The organism is Pedobacter glucosidilyticus DSM 23534 (genome assembly GCF_000425145.1).
In the GTDB taxonomy this organism is placed as follows: domain Bacteria; phylum Bacteroidota; class Bacteroidia; order Sphingobacteriales; family Sphingobacteriaceae; genus Pseudopedobacter; species Pseudopedobacter glucosidilyticus.
Window position 1 is genome coordinate 24,449 of the sequence record NZ_KE384313.1, and the last position, 18,833, is coordinate 43,281.

Consider the following 18,833-nt stretch of genomic DNA (forward strand, 5'->3'; position numbering starts at 1 on the left):
AAAAGTCAAATATACTATTTGTTTTTCTTTAGTGATAAAATAAATTTTCTCACTGATAATTTATAAAAAGGCGATTTCTACCTTCAAAACTCAATCTTAGTATGATGTACATCAATACAATTGCAAAAAATGTAAACAGCACCGTACTTAAGCTAGTATAAATAATTACTAAATTTAACATCATTTGTAAAATACCATATATGCCAGCAACTACTACATGATTTATTTTTTTCTCATTAGCTAAATATTGATAAAAATGAGAACGATGCGCTTCGAAAATATTTTCTTTTCTTATAAGTCGACAAAAAATAGTAGCAACAGCATCTAACCCGTAAATACCTAGAAGTAAAATCCATTGGAAATTACCTGTAGTCATGATCAATTGAACAATAAAGAAACAAATAAATAAAGCAATGCTTATACTTCCTACATCACCAGCAAAAGCCTTTGCTCTTTTTCTCAAATTAAAATAACCAAATACTATTAATGCAGCCAAAGTTGTTGTTAGAATTTTTGGATGGATAATAGTAACAATCTTTAACTCCTGTATCAAATAAAAACTAGCTATGAGTACTATAGAATATAAAACGGTTATACCATTTATACCATCCATAAAGTTATACGCATTAATAGTACCAATAACCATAATAAATGCTATGATGGCAAAAATAAGATAGGAAGGGTAACTGATATGAGCATAATTAATTGGCTGATTTAAATTAGCTTGATAAATAACCAGTAATACAGATAAAAAATGTACCCCTAATCTTACTTTATTGTTTAAGGTTATAACATCATCTAAAAAACTAATTAAAGCAATAGCAAATACTGCTAACGCTAAATACCAGTAAGAGGGCTGATATATAAAAACAGCAGTTATAATAGCTACAGGAAAAATAATTCCTCCGCCTCTTAGCGTGATATACTGATGAGAGCTTCGTTGATTTGGTTTATCTATAATATTATAATGATTTGCAATTTTAAAATAAAGCAACTCTATAAAAAACAGGGAGATGATGAATATGGAAAAAGTTAACATATTTGCAAAGATGCTAATATTAACATTTAGTAGCTTTAAATTTGTACATAAATCTAAATTTATATACTATTTTTCTTTTTTATTTTCTTCTTATCCATGTAAATATAAATTATTAATCCTATTACACTGATAATAGAGGCAATGATTAATCCTGGTTTTAGTTGATCTATAGATTGACCAAAAACAGCTACAAGAATTAGTAAAGGTGCGCTACCTAAAATGGTTGCTATTATAAAACGCTTATATGTCATTTCTACAAAACCACCTACAAAACTGATAGCATCATTCGATAAAAAAGGTGAAGCTCTAAACACAATTATTGTCCATAAGCCATAAGTCTTAAAAAAGGTTTCAATTTTCTGAAGTGCTTTTTCTCCTATTAGTTTTTCTACGCCAACATCACCTAAATAATCTCCAACGATATAACCGATAGATGCCGCACTAATGATTCCAGCTAGTGTAATTAAAGACCCTAACCAAGGTCCATAAGCTAAAACAGCTATAACCATAATAATTACACTTGGTATAACCATTAAAAACAGCTGTATAACCATAGCTAAAATTAAAACTATAGGGCCCCATAAACCAAAGGTTGATACCCAATTTCTTATACGAGCAGTATCATCACTGGTAAGTATCGTATATGCTTCTTTCATGAAATTTCTAACTTCTGGAATAAGGAAATAACACAAAAGAATTACAGCTATTACAACACCAGAAATTATAAGCGGAATAAAAGACGTTTTTTGTTCTTTTTCTTTCATCTTATTTAAAAGTTAAAAGCAATGGATGTTTTCTTTATCTTACTCTACTAAAATAAAGCCAGATTTATTTCATTTCAGGTTTTTAAATGCGATAATTGTATTTTAATTCTTAAACATGGAAAAAGTATATTTAAGTGATGCAGGACCAAAAGTTTCACCTGCTATCTATGGTTTCTACAGATGGAATAACGAGGCAGAAAATACTACTGCCAATATGGAAAGAATAGTAAACCTGTGTTTAGAGCTCGGAATTAACTCTTTTGACCATGCAGATGTTTATGGAAATTACCAATGCGAAGCATTATTTGGTGAAGTGATGCGTAAAAAATCTTTTAAAAGAGAAGATATAGTGTTATTTACCAAGTGTGGCATTAGATTACCTCATGCAAGCCAACCCAATATAAGAATTAAGCATTTTGATACTTCTGGTAAGCATATTATACAATCTGTTGATCAATCTCTAAAGAAATTAAATACCGATTATATTGATATTTTTCTTTTAGACCACTTAGACCCTATTAGCAATTTAGAAGAAACAGCTAGCACTTTATTAAAATTGAAGCTCTCTGGCAAGGTTAAAAATATTGGTATTACTAATTTTTCTGTATTTCAACACCAGCTATTAGCTTCTTATTTAAATACACCCATCGTTACCAACCATATAGAACTAAATTTATTAAATACTACAGCTTTAGACAGCGGACAAATAGATTACATTAAACAAAGGTACATGCGTCCTTTAGCATCAGCACCTTTGGCTGATGGCAGAATAGCAACCGGAACTGATATTCTAGCCGTAAATGTAAGAGAGAAACTGCAAGAAATTTCTAATAAGTACCATGTTGATATAGAATCTATGGCGGTAGCATGGTTAATAAAACTGGGTGCCTTGCCTTTAATAGGGACGCGAAATGAACAAAGAATAAGAAATATTGTAAATGCCTTTAGTATAGATTTAGATAACCAAGATTGGCATGAGCTGTATGCAGCATCAAAATAGTACATCATATAAGCTTCTTTAATTTAAATTAGAGAAGCTTATATTATAATTCTTATTTTAATAAAATCGAAAAAATTAAGATTTTAGAGAATATCCTAGCCCCAATAATTTCTCAACCGACTAATTTTTATTTTTAGGCATATTGGCATTGCCATTGTTTATTTTTGTAAAACGATAGCTTAAAGCTGCCATAAAATTACGGGTTCTTTGAAGCGAGAAACTTTGCTGAAAAAAGGTTTCACCTTGTGTGATAGAACTGAAATTTCGTTCGCTAAAAGGGTCTACCATAGTTACACGAGCACTCATTCTATTCTTTAAAAAGTTACGTTTAAAACCAAACTGACTTTCTAGATAGCCATTTACAATACCTTGTGCAGAAACGTTTCTAATGTAATTTAGATTAGCCTCCATTGCAGTAGCTTTATCAAAGCTATAGCTCATCCCCGCATTAGCTCTTACCCCTATGCCTGTACGGTTTAAACGCGAATTTGCAGCAGACTCATAACTTACCCTACTTACGGTAAAACCTGCATTCATGCTTTTGGTTTTATCTATTTGGTAATTTGCAAAAGTGTTAAAATTGATAGCACTACTATTACCTAAGTTTAAATAAGTAGTTTCTGTACCGTTTGTACCTGCTATAGGTGTTCTTATACGTTCAATAATTTTGCTGGAAACCGCATAACTAATACGTGGCGAAACCGACCACCCTTTACCAAAAAATGTAATGTTTGCCTCATACTGGTCTGTAAAAGATGGTCGTAAATTAATATTACCAAAACGAATATTTAAAGAGTCAGAATTATCAATCAATGGATTTAGCGCAAAGGCTCTAGGCCTGGTAATTCTTCTGCTATAATTTAAACTACCACGCATGGTTTTAGAAAAACTGCGGGTAACGGCTAAACTCGGAAAAAAACTCATATAAGGTTTAAAATCTGCATTAGGCATGTTTTCTTGGATAAAACTAATGTCAGTAAGCTCAGCTCTTGTTCCCGCTCTAATACTCCACTTTTTTATCCTAAATCTTGCTGTTACATAGCTAGCATAAACATTCTGCTTAAACAAAAAGGTATTTGTTAAGGCATCATTTACCACATAATCATCAACATCATAATCAAAGCGTTGAGCAAGCTGATTTTCGTCTGCATTGTTTAGGTTTATCTTAAAGCCTGTTTCTAAGCGTGTATTTAAAAATGTAAAGGTTTTATCATAATCAAAATTAAGCTCTAAATTAGAACCTATATTGCTATTACTATTTTGTTGTAGGGTTGGTTCTGGGTTTCTTAAAGTGCCATCTGGGTTGTAAGAAAATCTAGAGAAGTCTCTTAAATCTTCATAGTTATTTCTATTATAATTTATTCCCAAAGTATAATTTTGTTTATTTTTCCCTTTCAAGGTATAATCGGCATCCATCACAAAATCATAGCTATTATTGCCTGTGGCGTTATTTTGTCTCAATAAGTTTCTTCCAACTCTTTCTTCAGTAAGGGATAAATTATCAGAAAAATTTTCACTAAAGCCATTATTATAACTTCCTCTTATGGTTGCCTTTAATACTTGTACAGAGTCTGGTTGATAAGTTATGGCTACCCTACTATCTACACCATCAGTAGTGCGCTCTGCATTGTTAGTTTGGTCGTTAAAAAAAGTTGTATCAATAGCGCCTGTATTATCAAATACATTATTGGTTCTGTTAGAATTGGCATCTGAAAGCCTTAAAGCATGAGAGTAGCCAGCATTAGCGTTAAAGGAGAACTTTTTGCCCTTTGATGATAAAAAAGCACCTGTATTATAGTTACCCAGAGTTCCTACCCTAGAAGATAATGTTCCTGATAAACCTACTTTTCTTCCTTTTTTCATCACAATATTGATGATACCATCTCCATCTGCATCAAATTTAGAAGATGGGTCTGTTATAACCTCAATACTTTCTAGTGCATCAGAAGGAAGTATACTCAATAATTCGCCAATGCTATTAGCAGAATAATCTGAAGGTTTACCATCAATAAAAATTCTTGTATTTCGTCTGCCTGCGATGGTTGCTTTACCATCTATATCTACACTAACCATTGGTACATTTCTTAAGACATCGGCGGCAACACTTCCTTCGGCAGCAATAGTTTCAGATATATTATAAACCAATTTATCATCCTGCATTTCTACAACAGGTTTTTGGTAAGTTACAACCACTTCATTTAACAGTTTATCATCTGCATTAAGCAAAATATCTCCTAAATCAATCTCAAAACGTGTATCGTTAATAGCTATTTGGGTAATGGCTTTATTTTGATAGCCTACATAAGATATTTTTAAAGTATAGCTACCGGGTTTTAAATTATTGATGATAAAATTACCCTCTAAATCATTTTGTAATGATTTTGGAGTAGAAACACTGTCGGTTAAACTTAGAGCTACAAAAGGTATAGGTTGGTTGGTTTTAACATCTAAAACTCTTCCTTTAATAATACCTGTATAATTTACAGGCAAATTTTGTGATAACAGCTCTAAACTCAAGCAGTTAAAAGAGATGATAAGCAAAAAACGTAAATACTGAAGAAATTTCAATTTGGTTGTTAATAAGTGGTTGACTTTTTTAGACGCAAAAATCTACTGAAGGTTTAAAAGCCTTCTTCTCCCATGCCACCTCCAGTATTTTCTGGTCTTTTATTATTTCTTCTTTGGTTATTATTTTCCATTTTACCGAAGCGATAACTGAAGCTTAAGTTATACATTTGTCCCTGTCTTCTACGCTCAAATTCCTGTATAAACTGCCCATTATCTGTTAACATACCAAATCTTCTGCTGTTAAAAACATCTTGCATGTTAAGTCCAATGCTTCCTTTTTTGTTTAACACATCGTATCTAATACCAGCGTCCATGGCAATCATCTCCTTCATTCTACCTTGCGACATTACCCTAGGTGCCATATAAAATAAATTAGCTTGCGCTGATAAATTTTTACTGATAGTCATTTGTGATGTTAAATTACCATTCCAATTAAAGCCATCATTATCGTTAATGCCCAAGCTTGCATCCCCGGTAAAATAAGTTTGAAAAAAGTTTAGGTTACCTGTTACGTTAAATCCTTTAGCAATATCTGCTCTACTGATTAATTCTAAACCAAAAGATTGGTTTCTGGCTATATTAAACCATCTGGAGATAGTGCCTCCGTTTTGATCAGGATTTTGTTGTCTAATGCTCTGTACAACATCATTTACCTGCCTATAATAAACAGAGGACGTTAAGGTTACAGCTTTCCAAAATTTGGCATAACCAAACTCAAAAGAATGAATGTCCTCTGGTCTTAAATTAGGATTTCCAATTCTGATATTATACCGATCAGCAACATCAGGAAAAGGATTAATTTGCCACCCTCTTGGCCTGTTAACTCTTCTAGAGTAACTTAATTGTAATTGGTTATCTCCTTTAAATTTTTGTGTTAAGAAGATACTTGGATACAATCTGAAATAATCTAATCCGCCGGGTGCAGAGCGTGGCATTCCATTAATATCTGTTCTGGTAAAATTGGTGTTTAAATAGGCTTGTTCTGCTCTTAAACCAATTTGAGCCCCAAAGTTATCGGTAAATTGTTTTTGATAATTGGTATAAGCAGCATGTACAAACTCTTCCATTTCAAACAAACTGGTTAAATCATAATCTCTGTTGTAAGATTTAAAATTGGCCACCAGTGTGTCTGATACTTGATCTTCATCATTATATCTTAACGTGGTACGGTAACCCGCTTCTAGCTTACTGGTTTTAGAAAAAGGTTTGATATAATCTACCTGGATGTTAATATTTTTATTAAGCTCTGCAACTTGATTTATTCTATTTACACCTAATCTGTTTGATACTTCTCCTTGGTTATTAAAAAACTGTTGTACAATATTTTCAAATTCATCCTCATCTCTGTTTCCGAAAGAGAAATTGGTGCTAAGCTCTTCACCTGGGTTTTTAAACTTATGAAAAAAATCAAGATTTAAATCATAGCCATAACCATCTTCGGTATTAAGGTTTTCACCTGGTCCGCGGTCTTGTAAAGCTCCACTATTATCAAAGAAAAACTGGCTAAGTGTTTCTCTGGCATCTTCATTATCTACATTTAAATTACCAGAAATAGCTAAACTTGTATTAGGCGTAAAATATCTTTCCATACCTAATTTTAAGGTATTGGTTAAGTCTGACCTTAAAGTATTTTGATTAGCCGTGGTAAAAGCACTTGTATTGCTGGTGCCTAGAAAAGTGGTATTATTAGAGCCTAAGCCTATCCTATCTCCACTTCTTAACGAATAATTTCCAGAAAAATTCCACTTTTCATTTCTGAAATTTAAACCTGTATTAAAGTTATAATTATTTAACCTACCGGCCGATGTGTTGACGTTTCCATTAACACCCAAACGTTGGTTTCTTTTGAGCACAATATTAATGATTCCTGATTGTCCCTCAGGATCGTATTTAGATGATGGATTGGTAATCAACTCTACTTTATCTATCGCATTAGCAGGTAAAGATTGCAGGATTGCATTTACATCACCCCCACCAAAAGTAGATGGCTTACCATCAATAAGAATACGCACATTATTTGTGCCTCTTAAGCTTACATTACCATCTAAATCTACCTGTACGGATGGTACTGTAGCCAATAAATCTGTTGCTGTACCACCTTGTGTTGCCAAACTTTGGTCGGCATTAAATACTTTTCTATCTATACCTAACTGTATAACATCCTTTTTACCAGTTACCACAACTTCTTTTAACACGGCATCTGCATTTTTACTGAGCTTTAAAACTCCTAAATCAATCACTTTTTGTGTGGTGATGGTGATATTTCTATTTAGCGTATTGTAGCCTACAAAACTAATGTTGAGTTTAAAATTTCCTGTTTCGTTAATATCATTGAAAATGAAATACCCCTCTAAATTACTTTGAGTGGCTTTAAAAGGAGTATTATCTGCTTTTAAAAGTTTAACCGTTGCAAAATCTAATATATCGGATGTTTTAGCATCTGTAACCTTACCTTTAATTTGAACAGAAACAGCAGATTGAGCGAATAATTGCGCAGAAAAAGCAATAAAAACGAATAGTATAACGGAAGAATAAAAATAACAGCGCATGTTTAGTTTAAGTTTTCTGTTTAGAACTCGAAAGTTAAGCCAGTGTTTAATTAAACACGCAAAGGTAACCGTATTATTACATAAGTAGTTGAAAATTAATAAAGAAGCCAAGCAGTTTCTTGAGCTTCTTTATCAAGTATAAACTTTTATTTTAAGTATTTTTCAAAATCTACCCAATTGTAATAATGAAATACTTTACCGTTACTCATAGCTACAAAGATTCCTTTTGGAAATTTAGAGCCAAAGTTTAGAGAGCTAGCTTCAGAACCATCACTTTCTAAAGCAGCAACAGGTATTTCAGCTAATGGTAAATGATTGTTAGGGTTTCCGTTACTTCCTTCTCTGTTAAAAACTATAAAGGAATTGGCTTGTTGGTTAGAAACTAGAATATATCCTGATTTTTCGCCAGTTTTATAAATAGAAATTCCTTCGTGGTCTGCCCTAAATCCTTTAGTTCCAAATAATGCCAACTCTTGATTATTGTTTAAAGCAGGGTCTGCTATGTATTTACGTACACCTACACCTTCATCCGAGTAATAGATGTAACCCATTTCATTATCTACAGCTATAGCTTCTATTTCTTTTTTGCCACTGTACTTTCCAAATTTCCTCACAAGTTTTGCTTGAATGCTGCTTTCCTCTGAATATAATTCATATTGCCACAGGTAATTGTCTTTAGGTCCAGTTTTTCTGCCTACAATAACAAAAAATTTCCCATCTTCACGTGTATAAATAGCTAAACCCATTGGTCCTCTATCTGTCTCACCTTCAAAAACTGAAATCCCACCTTGATCTATAGGTTCCAAATCAGGTAATGAAAATATTCTTATTTTATTAGTTTCTCTTTCTGTAGTTACGGCAATAGCTATTTTACTATTATTATAATTAAAATTATAAGCAATATCTACATTATTGGGTCTTTTTAATGGGATAGATTTTTTTACAATTTTGCCGTCTAAATCGAAGGCATATAACGCTCCGTTAGTTTCTTTATCTGTACCAATAATTAAACTTTTACTATGATCATCTGGGTTAATCCAAATTGCAGGGTCATCAGTATCATTTTCAACTGCTTGAGTGATAACCACCGGTTTTATAGCATTCTTATTTATAGGGAGTTGAGTTTTACAAGAAAAAATAAAAGTGCTTAAAAGCAAAAAAAGTAGTTTTTTCATCTTATAATTTTTAAAGCACTGTTTAATTCTAATCATTAAACAGTGCTTTGTTTTAGCTTTTTATATTTTAAAAATCATATTTTAAACCAAACGTATAACGTGGTCTGTAATATTCTAATTGTGCTGTTCTTTCTTTTGAGCCTTGATAATATCTTAAAGCTTGATTAGTAAGATTATTTGCCTCACCAAACAGTCTTACCTTGTTTGTTAATTTATAGGAGGCGTTGGCATCTAGAAAGCTTTGTTTATCGTAAAATCTATCTTCAAAGCCTTCTCCACCTAGTTCGTCTAGATAAGCATCAGCAAAATTGTAAGACAGTCTGGCAACTAATTTTTTAGTTTCATAAGATAAAGAAGCGTTGAAAAGATTTGGTGCAGTACCAGGCAAAGGAACATCAGTTCTTAAATCTCCATCAGCATTAAATACACCTTTTGCTTTGGATTTGGCATGCGTATAGTTGGTGTAAATACCAAATCCCTTTAAAAATCCTGGTAAAAAATCTAATTGCCTTTGAAAAGCTATCTCAAAACCATAAACATTTACGGCTTCTCCATTTCTTCGCTGTGTAAAATTCCAGTTTGCACCTGTAGGAATAGGATTGTTATCTGATGGGAAATCTGCTGCAAATTTAGCTGTATTATATTGCCCATCACGGTAAGTATAAATAAAGTTATTGATATTCTTATAGAATACTCCACCAGATATAATTCCTACAGATTTGAAATAGTTTTCAATCATTAAATCAAAATTATTTGCAGTTGCGGCTTTAAGTGCAGCGTTACCTACGCTCAGCTCTTCATCACTAGGCAAACTATTAAAATAAGGTACAAGATCATAATAATTAGGTCTGGCAAGAGATGTCGTATAAGCTGCCCTAACGATAAGATTGTCTTTGATGTCATATTTTAAGGTTAAGCTTGGTAGAATGTTTAAGTAATCATTCTTTAAATTTCTTTCGCCTTGTAAATCTTCTTCGTCTTCTACAATATTACCTGTATAATTGATATTGGTGCTTTCTAACCTTAAACCAGCTATAAAGGATAATTTATCATTTATATCCTGATCATATCTGATATATGCCGCAGTAATAGATTCTTTAGCATTATAATTTAAGGCTAGAAATTCTGCAGGTTCCTCTTCTGCTTCAAAAAGATTAGCATCACCTAAATTAAGGATACCTAAGTAACGGGCATTAACAAAAGTACCAGGCGCAAATTGTGGTCCTTGAACAAAAGCATCGTTAAAAGTTACTGTTGGCAGTGTTGCCAAATTTCTAATACTGTTAATAGGTTCGTAAGCGGTAAATATATTAGCTCTTTCTTTTTCTTTTATCCTCAACCTGGCCCCAAATTTAAATCTTCCTTTTTGTCCGTCAATTAAAGAAAATGGTAATCTGAAATTGGCTCTGAAACCAAGTTCTGATTCTTCTGTAAAATCGTTATTTTCTGTAAGGTCTCTTAAACTATAGTTAGTATTTGAAATTCCTGGCGAATTTACTTCTGGTAGTTCTGCATCAGCTAAATTTAAATTTACATTTCTGGTTCCTGTCTGAAACTGGATGTATCTTTCATTAGGTCTTTTTTCACTAGCATCAGAATAACTTGCCGCCCAGTCAAAATCAAGCTTAGAACTTAGTAAATGCTCACCTCTTAAAGAGAAGTTTTTCACTTCTTGTCTTTCAAGTCTTTTGGATTTTACTTTCTCGCTATCAATACCGCCTTTGGTTTCTTTCCTGGCTCTTCCCTCAAAGCCTGTAATATTATCATTAGCATCATAAATAGGTTCTATACTCGTGTATCTTAAACGAAATCTGTTCTCAAAATCATCTCTCCAATTGTATATTCCACTAAAATTGATGCTGTTTTTTGCATTAAACTTATAGTCTGATGATAAGGATACGCTTCTTCTTACTCTTTGAACATCATATTTTCTTATATCATGTTCTTCAATAAAAACATTATCAAAATCATCTTTTACCCAAACGGCTTCAATATTATCAGAACCAAAATCATTATCATTATAAGAAGCACTTAATACTACGCCAAGCTTATCTTTAGCAAAACGATTTCCGTAAATAAAAGAACCAGTGTAAGTAGCTTTATCACGGATAGGGCTATAACCACTAGCAGCAGTTAACGATATACGTTGACCATTAGGGGCTGCTCTGGTGATCAAATTTACTGAACCACCAATTGCATCCGCATCCATATCTGATGTTAATGTTTTATTAACTTCTATAGTTTGGATCATATCAGAAGGAATCAAATCCATTTGTACTCTTCTGTTATCACCTTCGGCAGAAGGAATACGGTCTCCGTTAAGCATAACTGAATTTAATTCTGGTGCCATACCTCTAATGATAATATCACGGGCTTCGCCTTGATCATTTTGCATAGTAATGCCTGGTATACGTTTCATAGCATCACCAATATTGGCATCCGGAAAACGACCTATTTGATCCGAGGATACAATATTGGTTATGTTAGTATTACTTCTTTGTTGATTTAAGGCTTTTGCTTGCCCACGCAACCTATCTCCTAAAACAATCACTTCATTACCTATTAAGGCACCCTCCTCCATTTTTATATTTATGGATAGCATTTGGCCACTTACTGATATTGCAGTACTATAAGTTTTGTAACCTAGATAAGAAACTTCTAGCTGATAGTTTCCATCAGGGACATTCAGGAATTCGTACTTTCCAAATTGATTTGATATGGTGTATCTATTACCTGGAAATAATTTTAAAGTTGCTCCTGGCAGTGATAAATTTTGAGATTTATCTACTACGGTACCTGTAATGAGATGATTTTGTGCATAAACTGTTAATGAAATAACAGTCATAAAAAGGAATGGTAATAATTTCTTCATGTGGAAATATTTTATTTCCAGCGAAATTATAGCGCTTACATTAGTGCGATGTAAAGGTAAAATTAATTTAAGTTGACTATTCGGTAAACTCCATGTTAATCAACAGAAACAGTTAAGCCTTCTTGTTTTAATATTTTGCGGTAAACTTCCATTTCTGTTAAAGAGCCTTCCAAAATAGCGCACTTGCCTTCATTGTGTACAGTCCATGCTATTTTTTCAGCTTGGTTTTCAGAGTAATCCAGATATTTCATCAAACAATAGATGACGTGGTCAAAAGTATTTACGTCATCATTCCATAGTATTAATCTATGAACTGTTTTTAAAGAGCTTAAAATCTCGTCTAGTGTAAATGTTTCTTCTTGTGTTTGTGTACCTGCCATACAAATCATCCTGCAAAAATAATTATTCGTAGTTAAAAGCTTTCAAAAAAAATGATAAGAAATTGTTAGCCAAATATTTTTAGAGTTTTTCAATCTCTGTACGCTTATTTCCTTTCAAATTTTTAAAAAAACTTGGGGTTAAACCTGTTATTTTCTTAAACTGGCTACTTAAGTGGGCTACGCTGCTGTAGTTTAATTGGTAAGCTATTTCAGAGAGTGATAATTCATCGTACATCAATAACTCTTTAACTTTTTCTATCTTTTGGGTGATGAAGTATTTCTCTATCGTGATACCTTCTTTTTCAGAAAATAAATTGCTTAGGTAACTGTAATCGTGTTTTAATTGCCCACTTAAAAAATAGCTTAAGTTTATGTTTAAGTCTTCCTTTTGGTGATGTATCAATACGATAATTTGTGTTTTAATAGCGTCAATCAGTTTGCTTTTTTTATCATCAATAATTTCAAACCCTAAGTTTTCTAACTTTACTTTTAGGGCATTCATTTGTTCTTTTGTTGGTATTTCTTTCAAATATGCCTCGCCAAGTAATACTTGTTCTGGTTGCAAATTTAAATCTAGCAACACCTGCTCAACCACCATTTTACAGCGGCTGCAAACCATATTTTTGATATAGATGACCATAATTGATGCTCTTATTACAAAGATGCTATTTATAACGGCTAAAATGATAATTAAATAGGGCTATGTTAAAGGGATATATTATTTTTGGGTCATGAATATCCTAATCCTTGGTTCTGGCGGAAGAGAGAGCACTTTCGCTTGGAAAATTTCTCAAAGTCCTTTATGCGAAAAACTGTTTATTGCACCCGGAAACGCCGGTACACTGCAATATGGTAAAAATGTAAATATAAAAGTTACAGATTTTGAAGCTATTAAAGCTTTTGTACTTCAAAATGCAGTAAACTTAGTATTGGTTGGGCCAGAAGAACCTTTAGTAAAAGGTATTCATGATTATTTCTTGGCCGATGACGATTTGAGAAATATACCTGTTATAGGACCTAAAAAAGATGGTGCACAGCTAGAAGGCAGTAAAGATTTCTCTAAAAATTTTATGGAGAAGTATAAAATCCCAACCGCAGCGTCTCACACTTTTACGGTAGATACCCTAAAAGAAGGCTTAACTTATCTAAAGCATCATCCGCTACCGGTAGTTTTAAAAGCCGATGGTTTAGCAGCTGGTAAGGGTGTTTTAATTTGCAGTACTTTAGAAGAAGCACAAACAGAGCTAAAATTGATGCTTGAAGATGCTAAGTTTGGCGAAGCCAGTTCTAAAGTAGTCATCGAAGAATTTTTAACCGGTATAGAACTTTCTGTATTTGTTTTAAGCGATGGTAAAGATTATATCATTTTACCGGAAGCCAAAGATTACAAGAGAATAGGCGAGGGAGATACAGGTTTAAACACAGGCGGAATGGGCTCTGTGTCGCCAGTACCTTTTGCTGATGCAACTTTTATGAAAAAAGTAGAGGATCGGATTGTTATCCCTACTGTAAACGGTTTAAAAGCAGAAAATATTGATTACAAAGGCTTTATATTTATTGGTTTGATGAATGTAAATGGCGAGCCTTATGTTATAGAATATAATTGCCGTATGGGAGACCCAGAAACTGAGAGCGTATTTTTAAGGATAGATAGCGATGTGGTAGAAATGCTACAGGCTGTTGCAGAGGAAAGAATTGCCGGATACGAATTGAAAACTTCTCCTAAAACTGCTGCTACCGTTGTAGTGGTTGCTGGCGGCTATCCCGGAGAATATCTTAAAGGGAAAGTTATTACAGGAATAGAGAATGTTGAACAATCTATCGTTTTTCATGCAGGTACCGAAATAGAAAACGGTCTGGTAAAAACCAATGGAGGTAGAGTATTAACGGTTAGTACCTTACAGGATGATATTTTTACTGCGCTACAACAAGCTACTGCCGATGCAGGAAGAATTTACTTTGATGCTGCTAATTTTAGAAAAGATATAGGTTTTGATTTAATATAGAGGTAAAAAATCAACAATATTACCCATATTTACCCAATAATACATAGTATTGGGATTATTAAAAAAATCCACTGTTAATTTTACAGTGGATTTTTTTGTGTATAGGGTATTTTTCTTTCGAATTATCCACAATAGTTTAATCTGGCACAATATTCCCTTAAGTGGTGTAATATCTAGATTATATGATTAAAGGGTTTAAGATAATTACAACATTTTTACTAATGCTATGTATAACAGGTTGTACAAGCAAAAAGTACGAATGGGTAAAAATTAATCCTGATAAACTTCATTTAGCCAAAACGGCAAAACCCTATCAAGAAGATGTTAAGCAGATAAATATTTATGTTAATGCTAAGCAAAAAGCAGAAACCATTATTTATTATGGTGATACTGATACCTTTTTAAAAGATAATCAGACGAATAATCGTAATCCTATTTCTGTTAAAAACACCGTAAAAAAATTTAATAGAAATAGTAATAGGAGGTTAGCTGTAAAAGGTCAGGTCTCTGCTCCAATCAAAAGTCTTAATACTAAAACATCTAAAGTTCTAAAAGAAAAAAATACAGCACAAATAGATGAGGAATTAGCAATGTCTAAACTTAATAGTGCACTCATTATCCCTCAAAAAAAATCACAGAAATTATCAACAGAAACTATTAAGAATAAAGCAGTTAAACAAGAAACTTCAAATACGAGTAAACAAAATACAACCTCAGAGACCAAGGTTAATACCAACAAAAATCCTGATACTTTACTGCAAACACAAACATCTAAAACAACTGATGTTGAGGTGTCTGATATAAATTCAAATGAGGATAGCGTTAAAAAGTATCAAGATGATGGTATTAATCATCCTGATAAACAAGATGATAAACGTAATAATTACATGTGGGTTGGCTTGGTTTTAATTATCATTGGTTTAATATTAGGGCTTGTTTTTGGTGGCCTAGCCTACTTGATTTCTGTAGTAGGTTTGGTTTTCTTACTTATTGGCTATTTTTATAAAAGTTAAATAATGTTTGGAAAACTACTTTCCAAACATTCGTCTTACTTCTTCTCAAAAATTTCTTTGAGCTTATCTTCTAAAGCGGTGCCTCTTAAATTTTTAGCTATGATTTTCCCATTAGGATCTATCAAGAAATTTTTTGGAATAGCATCTATACCATAAGTTTTTGAGATCTCTGTAGTAGAATCTATCAATTGTGCCCACATCAAATTATCCGTTTTAATGGCTTTTTGCCAAGCATTCCTATCGGTATCTATAGATACACCTAAAATAGTAAAGCCTTTATCTTTATATTTTTCATAAGCACTTACCACAAAAGGATTCTCTTTGCGACAAGGGCCACACCATGATGCCCAAAAATCAAGCAAAACATATTGCCCTTTATAGGATGATAGTTTTAAAGGAATACCTTCTGGTGTCTTCTCTTCAAAATCTGTTGCTATAGCACCAATACCCGTAACTTTGGCAATATCTAGTTTTTGCTTTATGATGTTTGCTATAGCATAGTTTTTTAGTTTATTATCCAGACCATTAAACAATGCTTCTGCTTGGGTATAATCCATGTCATCAATACCTAAATCTTGATTAAAAGCAAATAAACTTATATAAGATTGTGGATTATTCTTAATAAAACTAATAACCTGTGCCTTTCTTTCGTCTAAAAGCCCCTCATAACGTTCCTGAAAATTTTCAATAACTTCTGCCTTGGCCTGCTTTTCTGGTGTTAAAGCTGCAAACTCTTTGTTAAGAGCTATCAATTTACTTTCTGATGTTTTTAAAGCTGTTTTATAAGCCATATCCTCTTTAAATATAGCTAAACCATTTAGCTGGGCTTGTGCAATAGAATCTTTAGCCACAAGGGTAGCATTTCCTGGCTCAATAAACAGGCGGTAAACATCTTTAGGCCCCTGCTCTTTTAAAGCGTTTCCTTGATGTTGCAATAGCAGAACGGCAACACTAGGTTCTTTCAAATCCAAACTAAAACTAAATTTTCCGTTATTGATAACTACCGAATCTATGACCTCTGCATTATTTTGGATATAAATAAAGTATAATTTTTTATTTTGGATAGCTGTTGTAAACTCGCCTTTAAGGCTAAACTGTGCAAAAACTAAAACCGGAACCTGCATAAGCAAGCTTAAGAGTATTTTTTTCATGTGCTTTTAATTTAATTTTTGATAAGTACGCCACCATAAATCTGGCATCTCACCACTAACAGCCAATTGATAATCTTCATATAAACAAGGTACATAATGAAACCTTTCGTTTTTTGAACCTGCTGATGGATAAGGAACCTGCATCCACCAACGATCAGTTTTTTTACTTTTTACAAAGATTAGCTCGTGTCCGTCTTCCTGTAAACTGGTTTTATATACGATATAATCTGATTTAGGGTTCATCGGGAAATCTTTCTTACGGTTATAAAAACCATCTAAAAAACACCAAACCATTTGTGCCATCAACATAGCTGATTGCCCATTTTGATCATAAGCCGGATTAAATTCATAAAAACCTATCGAGCTTAATTTGTCACTATAGCCAGCATATCTGCAAAGCTGGCAAGCTTCTTCTCCATAAAAACCATTTGGCGCAGCATTTCCATTAGCAACTGCATCAGAAGAACGTATACTGCTGATATCAAAACTAATCATGTTAGCGTTTCTGATAGCTGGCTCTGCTAGGTGTACAGCTCCGCTAATTTCTCCTAGCCGTTGTGCATCAAAAAACAGTTTATCCATTACTCTTAAACTATCCTGACTTACAAAATAGGTTTGATAGCCCAAATTACTAAAGTTGAATAAGTAGTTAGGCTGGTGTAAAAAAATCCTATTGAGGTAAGAAATAGCATCTGTAGCTATAGTCTCATCTTCATCGGCCTCATTCATATCAAAATGAGAATCTATCACCAATAAATCTACTTTTTGTTCTAAATCTTCATATCCCATATATTGGGCATAGGTTAAGTCTTGGCTTCCGCCGATGATGATGGGCAATATATTCAACTTTATAAGCTCGGTAGTAACGGTTTTTAAAGCAATGTAAGTATCTGATAGCTGATGACCGGGTAAGATATTTCCTAAATCGGCAATTTTTGATTTATATGAACCTTCATTTAGGCTGTATAGCTGCTCGCGAACGTAATCTGGCCCTAAAGCACAACCTTGGTTGTTAATAGCACCTCTGTCATCACAAACACCAATAATAGCAACATCAAAACTGTCTTCTTCTAAAATAGGGAAATCTGTTTCATAAGCAGTAATTTTCATGCCTAAATGGCTGGTATAATAACCCGTTTTAGGTTTAAGTTTTTCTATATTGATGGGAGAGAAAAAATCTGCTAAAGACATATTGTTGGTATAAATCAAATCAAATATCTAATTTTTCTGTTAATTGATATTAAAAATTACGATTAACTCATTTAATATCACCTTTAGGTATTATTAATCAGCTAAGAATATTTAATTTGCCTTTTTAAACTAGCGGCATGATTTTAATTACAGGAGCAACAGGATTTTTAGGCGCACAACTCACCAAACAACTTTTAGCCCATGAAAGTAAAGTGAGGTGTATCAAAAGAGCATCTTCTGTTATACCCGAAATTTTAAAACCCTTACACAACCAAATAGACTGGGTTGATGCCGATATTTTGGATATTGCCGATTTAACAGATGCCTTTGAGGGCATTACACATGTTTACCATTGCGCAGCTTACGTTTCTTTAAACAATTATAATGAAAAAGAAATGATGGCCATCAATGTTGATGGAACAGCCAATATCGTAAACGTATGTTTAAGCTTTGGCATAACAAAGTTGCTTCATGTAAGTTCTATTGCAGCATTGGGGCAGGTTAAACCCGGTGAAACCATTACAGAAAACCATTATTGGGATGCTTATGATAAAAATGGCGCTTATGCTATTTCTAAATACCGGGCAGAAATGGAAGTTTGGCGTGGTGTAGAGGAGGGATTAAAAGTAGTTATCGTTAACCCATCTCTTATAATAGGTGCCGGTATTGGTAAACAAGGCAGTGGTAAAATATTTGAAACGGTTAAAAAAGGGTTAAACTATTATACTTCAGGTGGTACAGGTTTGGTAGATGTGGAAGACGTTGCCGAGCTCATGATTAAGCTTATGAAACATGAAGTAGTAAACGAACGCTTTATCTTAAATGCTGAAAACTATAGCTTTAAACGATTATTTACAGAAACGGCCATAGCTTTAAACCTAAAAGCTCCTGAAAAAGAATTAAAAGAGTGGCAGGCAAAATTATTTTGGCGTTTAGGGCATTTACTGCGTATCCTTAAAATTAAAATCCCGGTAGTGTCTAAAGATTTGCTTAAAGCGGCGTTTCAAACGCAACAGTACAGTAATCAAAAAGTTTCGACCTTGTTTTCTTATCAGTTTACATCAGTAAAAAGTAGTATTACCAAAAGTGTAAATGGTATAAAATCATTTTAATTTCTTTAATTTT

Annotated in this window: 14 protein-coding genes; 4 read left to right on the forward strand and 10 right to left on the reverse strand. The window is 33.1% G+C overall.

The genetic code is table 11. From position 1 onward, the window contains the following. Positions 1–49 precede the first annotated feature (49 nt). Positions 50–1,039 (reverse strand): MraY family glycosyltransferase, encoded by a 990-nt coding sequence (locus H510_RS0115665; RefSeq protein ID WP_026905173.1) that lies wholly within the window; start codon positions 1,037–1,039, stop codon positions 50–52. A 59-nt stretch (positions 1,040–1,098) separates the two neighbouring features. Beyond that, positions 1,099–1,803: a TVP38/TMEM64 family protein gene (locus tag H510_RS0115670; RefSeq protein WP_026905174.1), complete on the reverse strand. Its 705-nt coding sequence runs from the start codon at positions 1,801–1,803 to the stop codon at positions 1,099–1,101. Positions 1,804–1,918: 115 nt separating this feature from the next. On the opposite strand from H510_RS0115670, the gene H510_RS0115675 reads away from it, so the two are divergent. Further along, positions 1,919–2,803 (forward strand): aldo/keto reductase, encoded by an 885-nt coding sequence (locus tag H510_RS0115675; RefSeq protein WP_026905175.1) that lies wholly within the window; start codon positions 1,919–1,921, stop codon positions 2,801–2,803. A gap of 120 nt (positions 2,804–2,923) precedes the next feature. Here H510_RS0115675 and H510_RS19205 read toward each other — a convergent pair whose 3' ends face one another. From H510_RS19205 to H510_RS0115705, 6 genes are all read right to left on the reverse strand, one after another. Beyond that, positions 2,924–5,320, reverse strand: coding sequence for a TonB-dependent receptor (locus H510_RS19205; RefSeq protein ID WP_051291333.1), 2,397 nt, complete (start codon positions 5,318–5,320; stop codon positions 2,924–2,926). Between the two features lie 104 nt (positions 5,321–5,424). Continuing rightward, a complete protein-coding gene (locus tag H510_RS19210) occupies positions 5,425–7,920 on the reverse strand; it encodes a TonB-dependent receptor (protein WP_081659312.1) in 2,496 nt (831 codons plus the stop codon). Between the two features lie 146 nt (positions 7,921–8,066). Then, positions 8,067–9,095, reverse strand: a complete 1,029-nt coding sequence (locus H510_RS0115690; protein WP_036693269.1) for a phytase — start codon at positions 9,093–9,095, stop codon at positions 8,067–8,069. Positions 9,096–9,162: 67 nt separating this feature from the next. Next, positions 9,163–11,967: a TonB-dependent receptor gene (locus H510_RS0115695; protein WP_026905177.1), complete on the reverse strand. Its 2,805-nt coding sequence runs from the start codon at positions 11,965–11,967 to the stop codon at positions 9,163–9,165. 95 nt (positions 11,968–12,062) lie between these two features. After that, positions 12,063–12,347 (reverse strand): ATP-dependent Clp protease adaptor ClpS, encoded by a 285-nt coding sequence (locus H510_RS0115700; RefSeq protein ID WP_026905178.1) that lies wholly within the window; start codon positions 12,345–12,347, stop codon positions 12,063–12,065. Between the two features lie 79 nt (positions 12,348–12,426). After that, a complete protein-coding gene (locus H510_RS0115705) occupies positions 12,427–12,987 on the reverse strand; it encodes a helix-turn-helix domain-containing protein (RefSeq protein WP_026905179.1) in 561 nt (186 codons plus the stop codon). Between the two features lie 91 nt (positions 12,988–13,078). Here H510_RS0115705 and purD point away from each other — a divergent pair, with 91 nt between their 5' ends. Together purD and H510_RS0115715 are read left to right on the forward strand one after the other, a co-directional pair. Further along, complete coding sequence (purD, locus tag H510_RS0115710; RefSeq protein WP_026905180.1) at positions 13,079–14,353, forward strand: phosphoribosylamine--glycine ligase; 1,275 nt, start codon at positions 13,079–13,081, stop codon at positions 14,351–14,353. Positions 14,354–14,574: 221 nt separating this feature from the next. Next, positions 14,575–15,366 (forward strand): hypothetical protein, encoded by a 792-nt coding sequence (locus H510_RS0115715; RefSeq protein ID WP_026905181.1) that lies wholly within the window; start codon positions 14,575–14,577, stop codon positions 15,364–15,366. A gap of 35 nt (positions 15,367–15,401) precedes the next feature. Here the strand turns inward: H510_RS0115715 and H510_RS0115720 are convergent, their stop codons facing one another. Beyond that, positions 15,402–16,517: a TlpA disulfide reductase family protein gene (locus tag H510_RS0115720; RefSeq protein ID WP_026905182.1), complete on the reverse strand. Its 1,116-nt coding sequence runs from the start codon at positions 16,515–16,517 to the stop codon at positions 15,402–15,404. A 6-nt stretch (positions 16,518–16,523) separates the two neighbouring features. Next, entirely contained in the window at positions 16,524–17,708 is a 1,185-nt protein-coding gene (locus tag H510_RS0115725; RefSeq protein WP_026905183.1) for a formimidoylglutamase, read from the reverse strand. Between the two features lie 137 nt (positions 17,709–17,845). On the opposite strand from H510_RS0115725, the gene H510_RS0115730 reads away from it, so the two are divergent. Beyond that, positions 17,846–18,820: an NAD-dependent epimerase/dehydratase family protein gene (locus H510_RS0115730; protein ID WP_026905184.1), complete on the forward strand. Its 975-nt coding sequence runs from the start codon at positions 17,846–17,848 to the stop codon at positions 18,818–18,820. The last annotated feature ends 13 nt before the right edge of the window (positions 18,821–18,833 follow it).

Coding starts and splice junctions, on each gene's coding strand:
- H510_RS0115665 (WP_026905173.1), bottom strand. CDS start 1,039: ATGTTAACTTTTTCCATATTCATCATCTCCCTGTTTTTTATAGAGTTG.
- H510_RS0115670 (WP_026905174.1), bottom strand. CDS start 1,803: ATGAAAGAAAAAGAACAAAAAACGTCTTTTATTCCGCTTATAATTTCT.
- H510_RS0115675 (WP_026905175.1), top strand. CDS start 1,919: ATGGAAAAAGTATATTTAAGTGATGCAGGACCAAAAGTTTCACCTGCT.
- H510_RS19210 (WP_081659312.1), bottom strand. CDS start 7,920: ATGCGCTGTTATTTTTATTCTTCCGTTATACTATTCGTTTTTATTGCT.
- H510_RS0115690 (WP_036693269.1), bottom strand. CDS start 9,095: ATGAAAAAACTACTTTTTTTGCTTTTAAGCACTTTTATTTTTTCTTGT.
- H510_RS0115695 (WP_026905177.1), bottom strand. CDS start 11,967: ATGAAGAAATTATTACCATTCCTTTTTATGACTGTTATTTCATTAACA.
- H510_RS0115700 (WP_026905178.1), bottom strand. CDS start 12,347: ATGGCAGGTACACAAACACAAGAAGAAACATTTACACTAGACGAGATT.
- H510_RS0115705 (WP_026905179.1), bottom strand. CDS start 12,987: ATGGTCATCTATATCAAAAATATGGTTTGCAGCCGCTGTAAAATGGTG.
- purD (WP_026905180.1), top strand. CDS start 13,079: ATGAATATCCTAATCCTTGGTTCTGGCGGAAGAGAGAGCACTTTCGCT.
- H510_RS0115715 (WP_026905181.1), top strand. CDS start 14,575: ATGCTATGTATAACAGGTTGTACAAGCAAAAAGTACGAATGGGTAAAA.
- H510_RS0115720 (WP_026905182.1), bottom strand. CDS start 16,517: ATGAAAAAAATACTCTTAAGCTTGCTTATGCAGGTTCCGGTTTTAGTT.
- H510_RS0115725 (WP_026905183.1), bottom strand. CDS start 17,708: ATGTCTTTAGCAGATTTTTTCTCTCCCATCAATATAGAAAAACTTAAA.
- H510_RS0115730 (WP_026905184.1), top strand. CDS start 17,846: ATGATTTTAATTACAGGAGCAACAGGATTTTTAGGCGCACAACTCACC.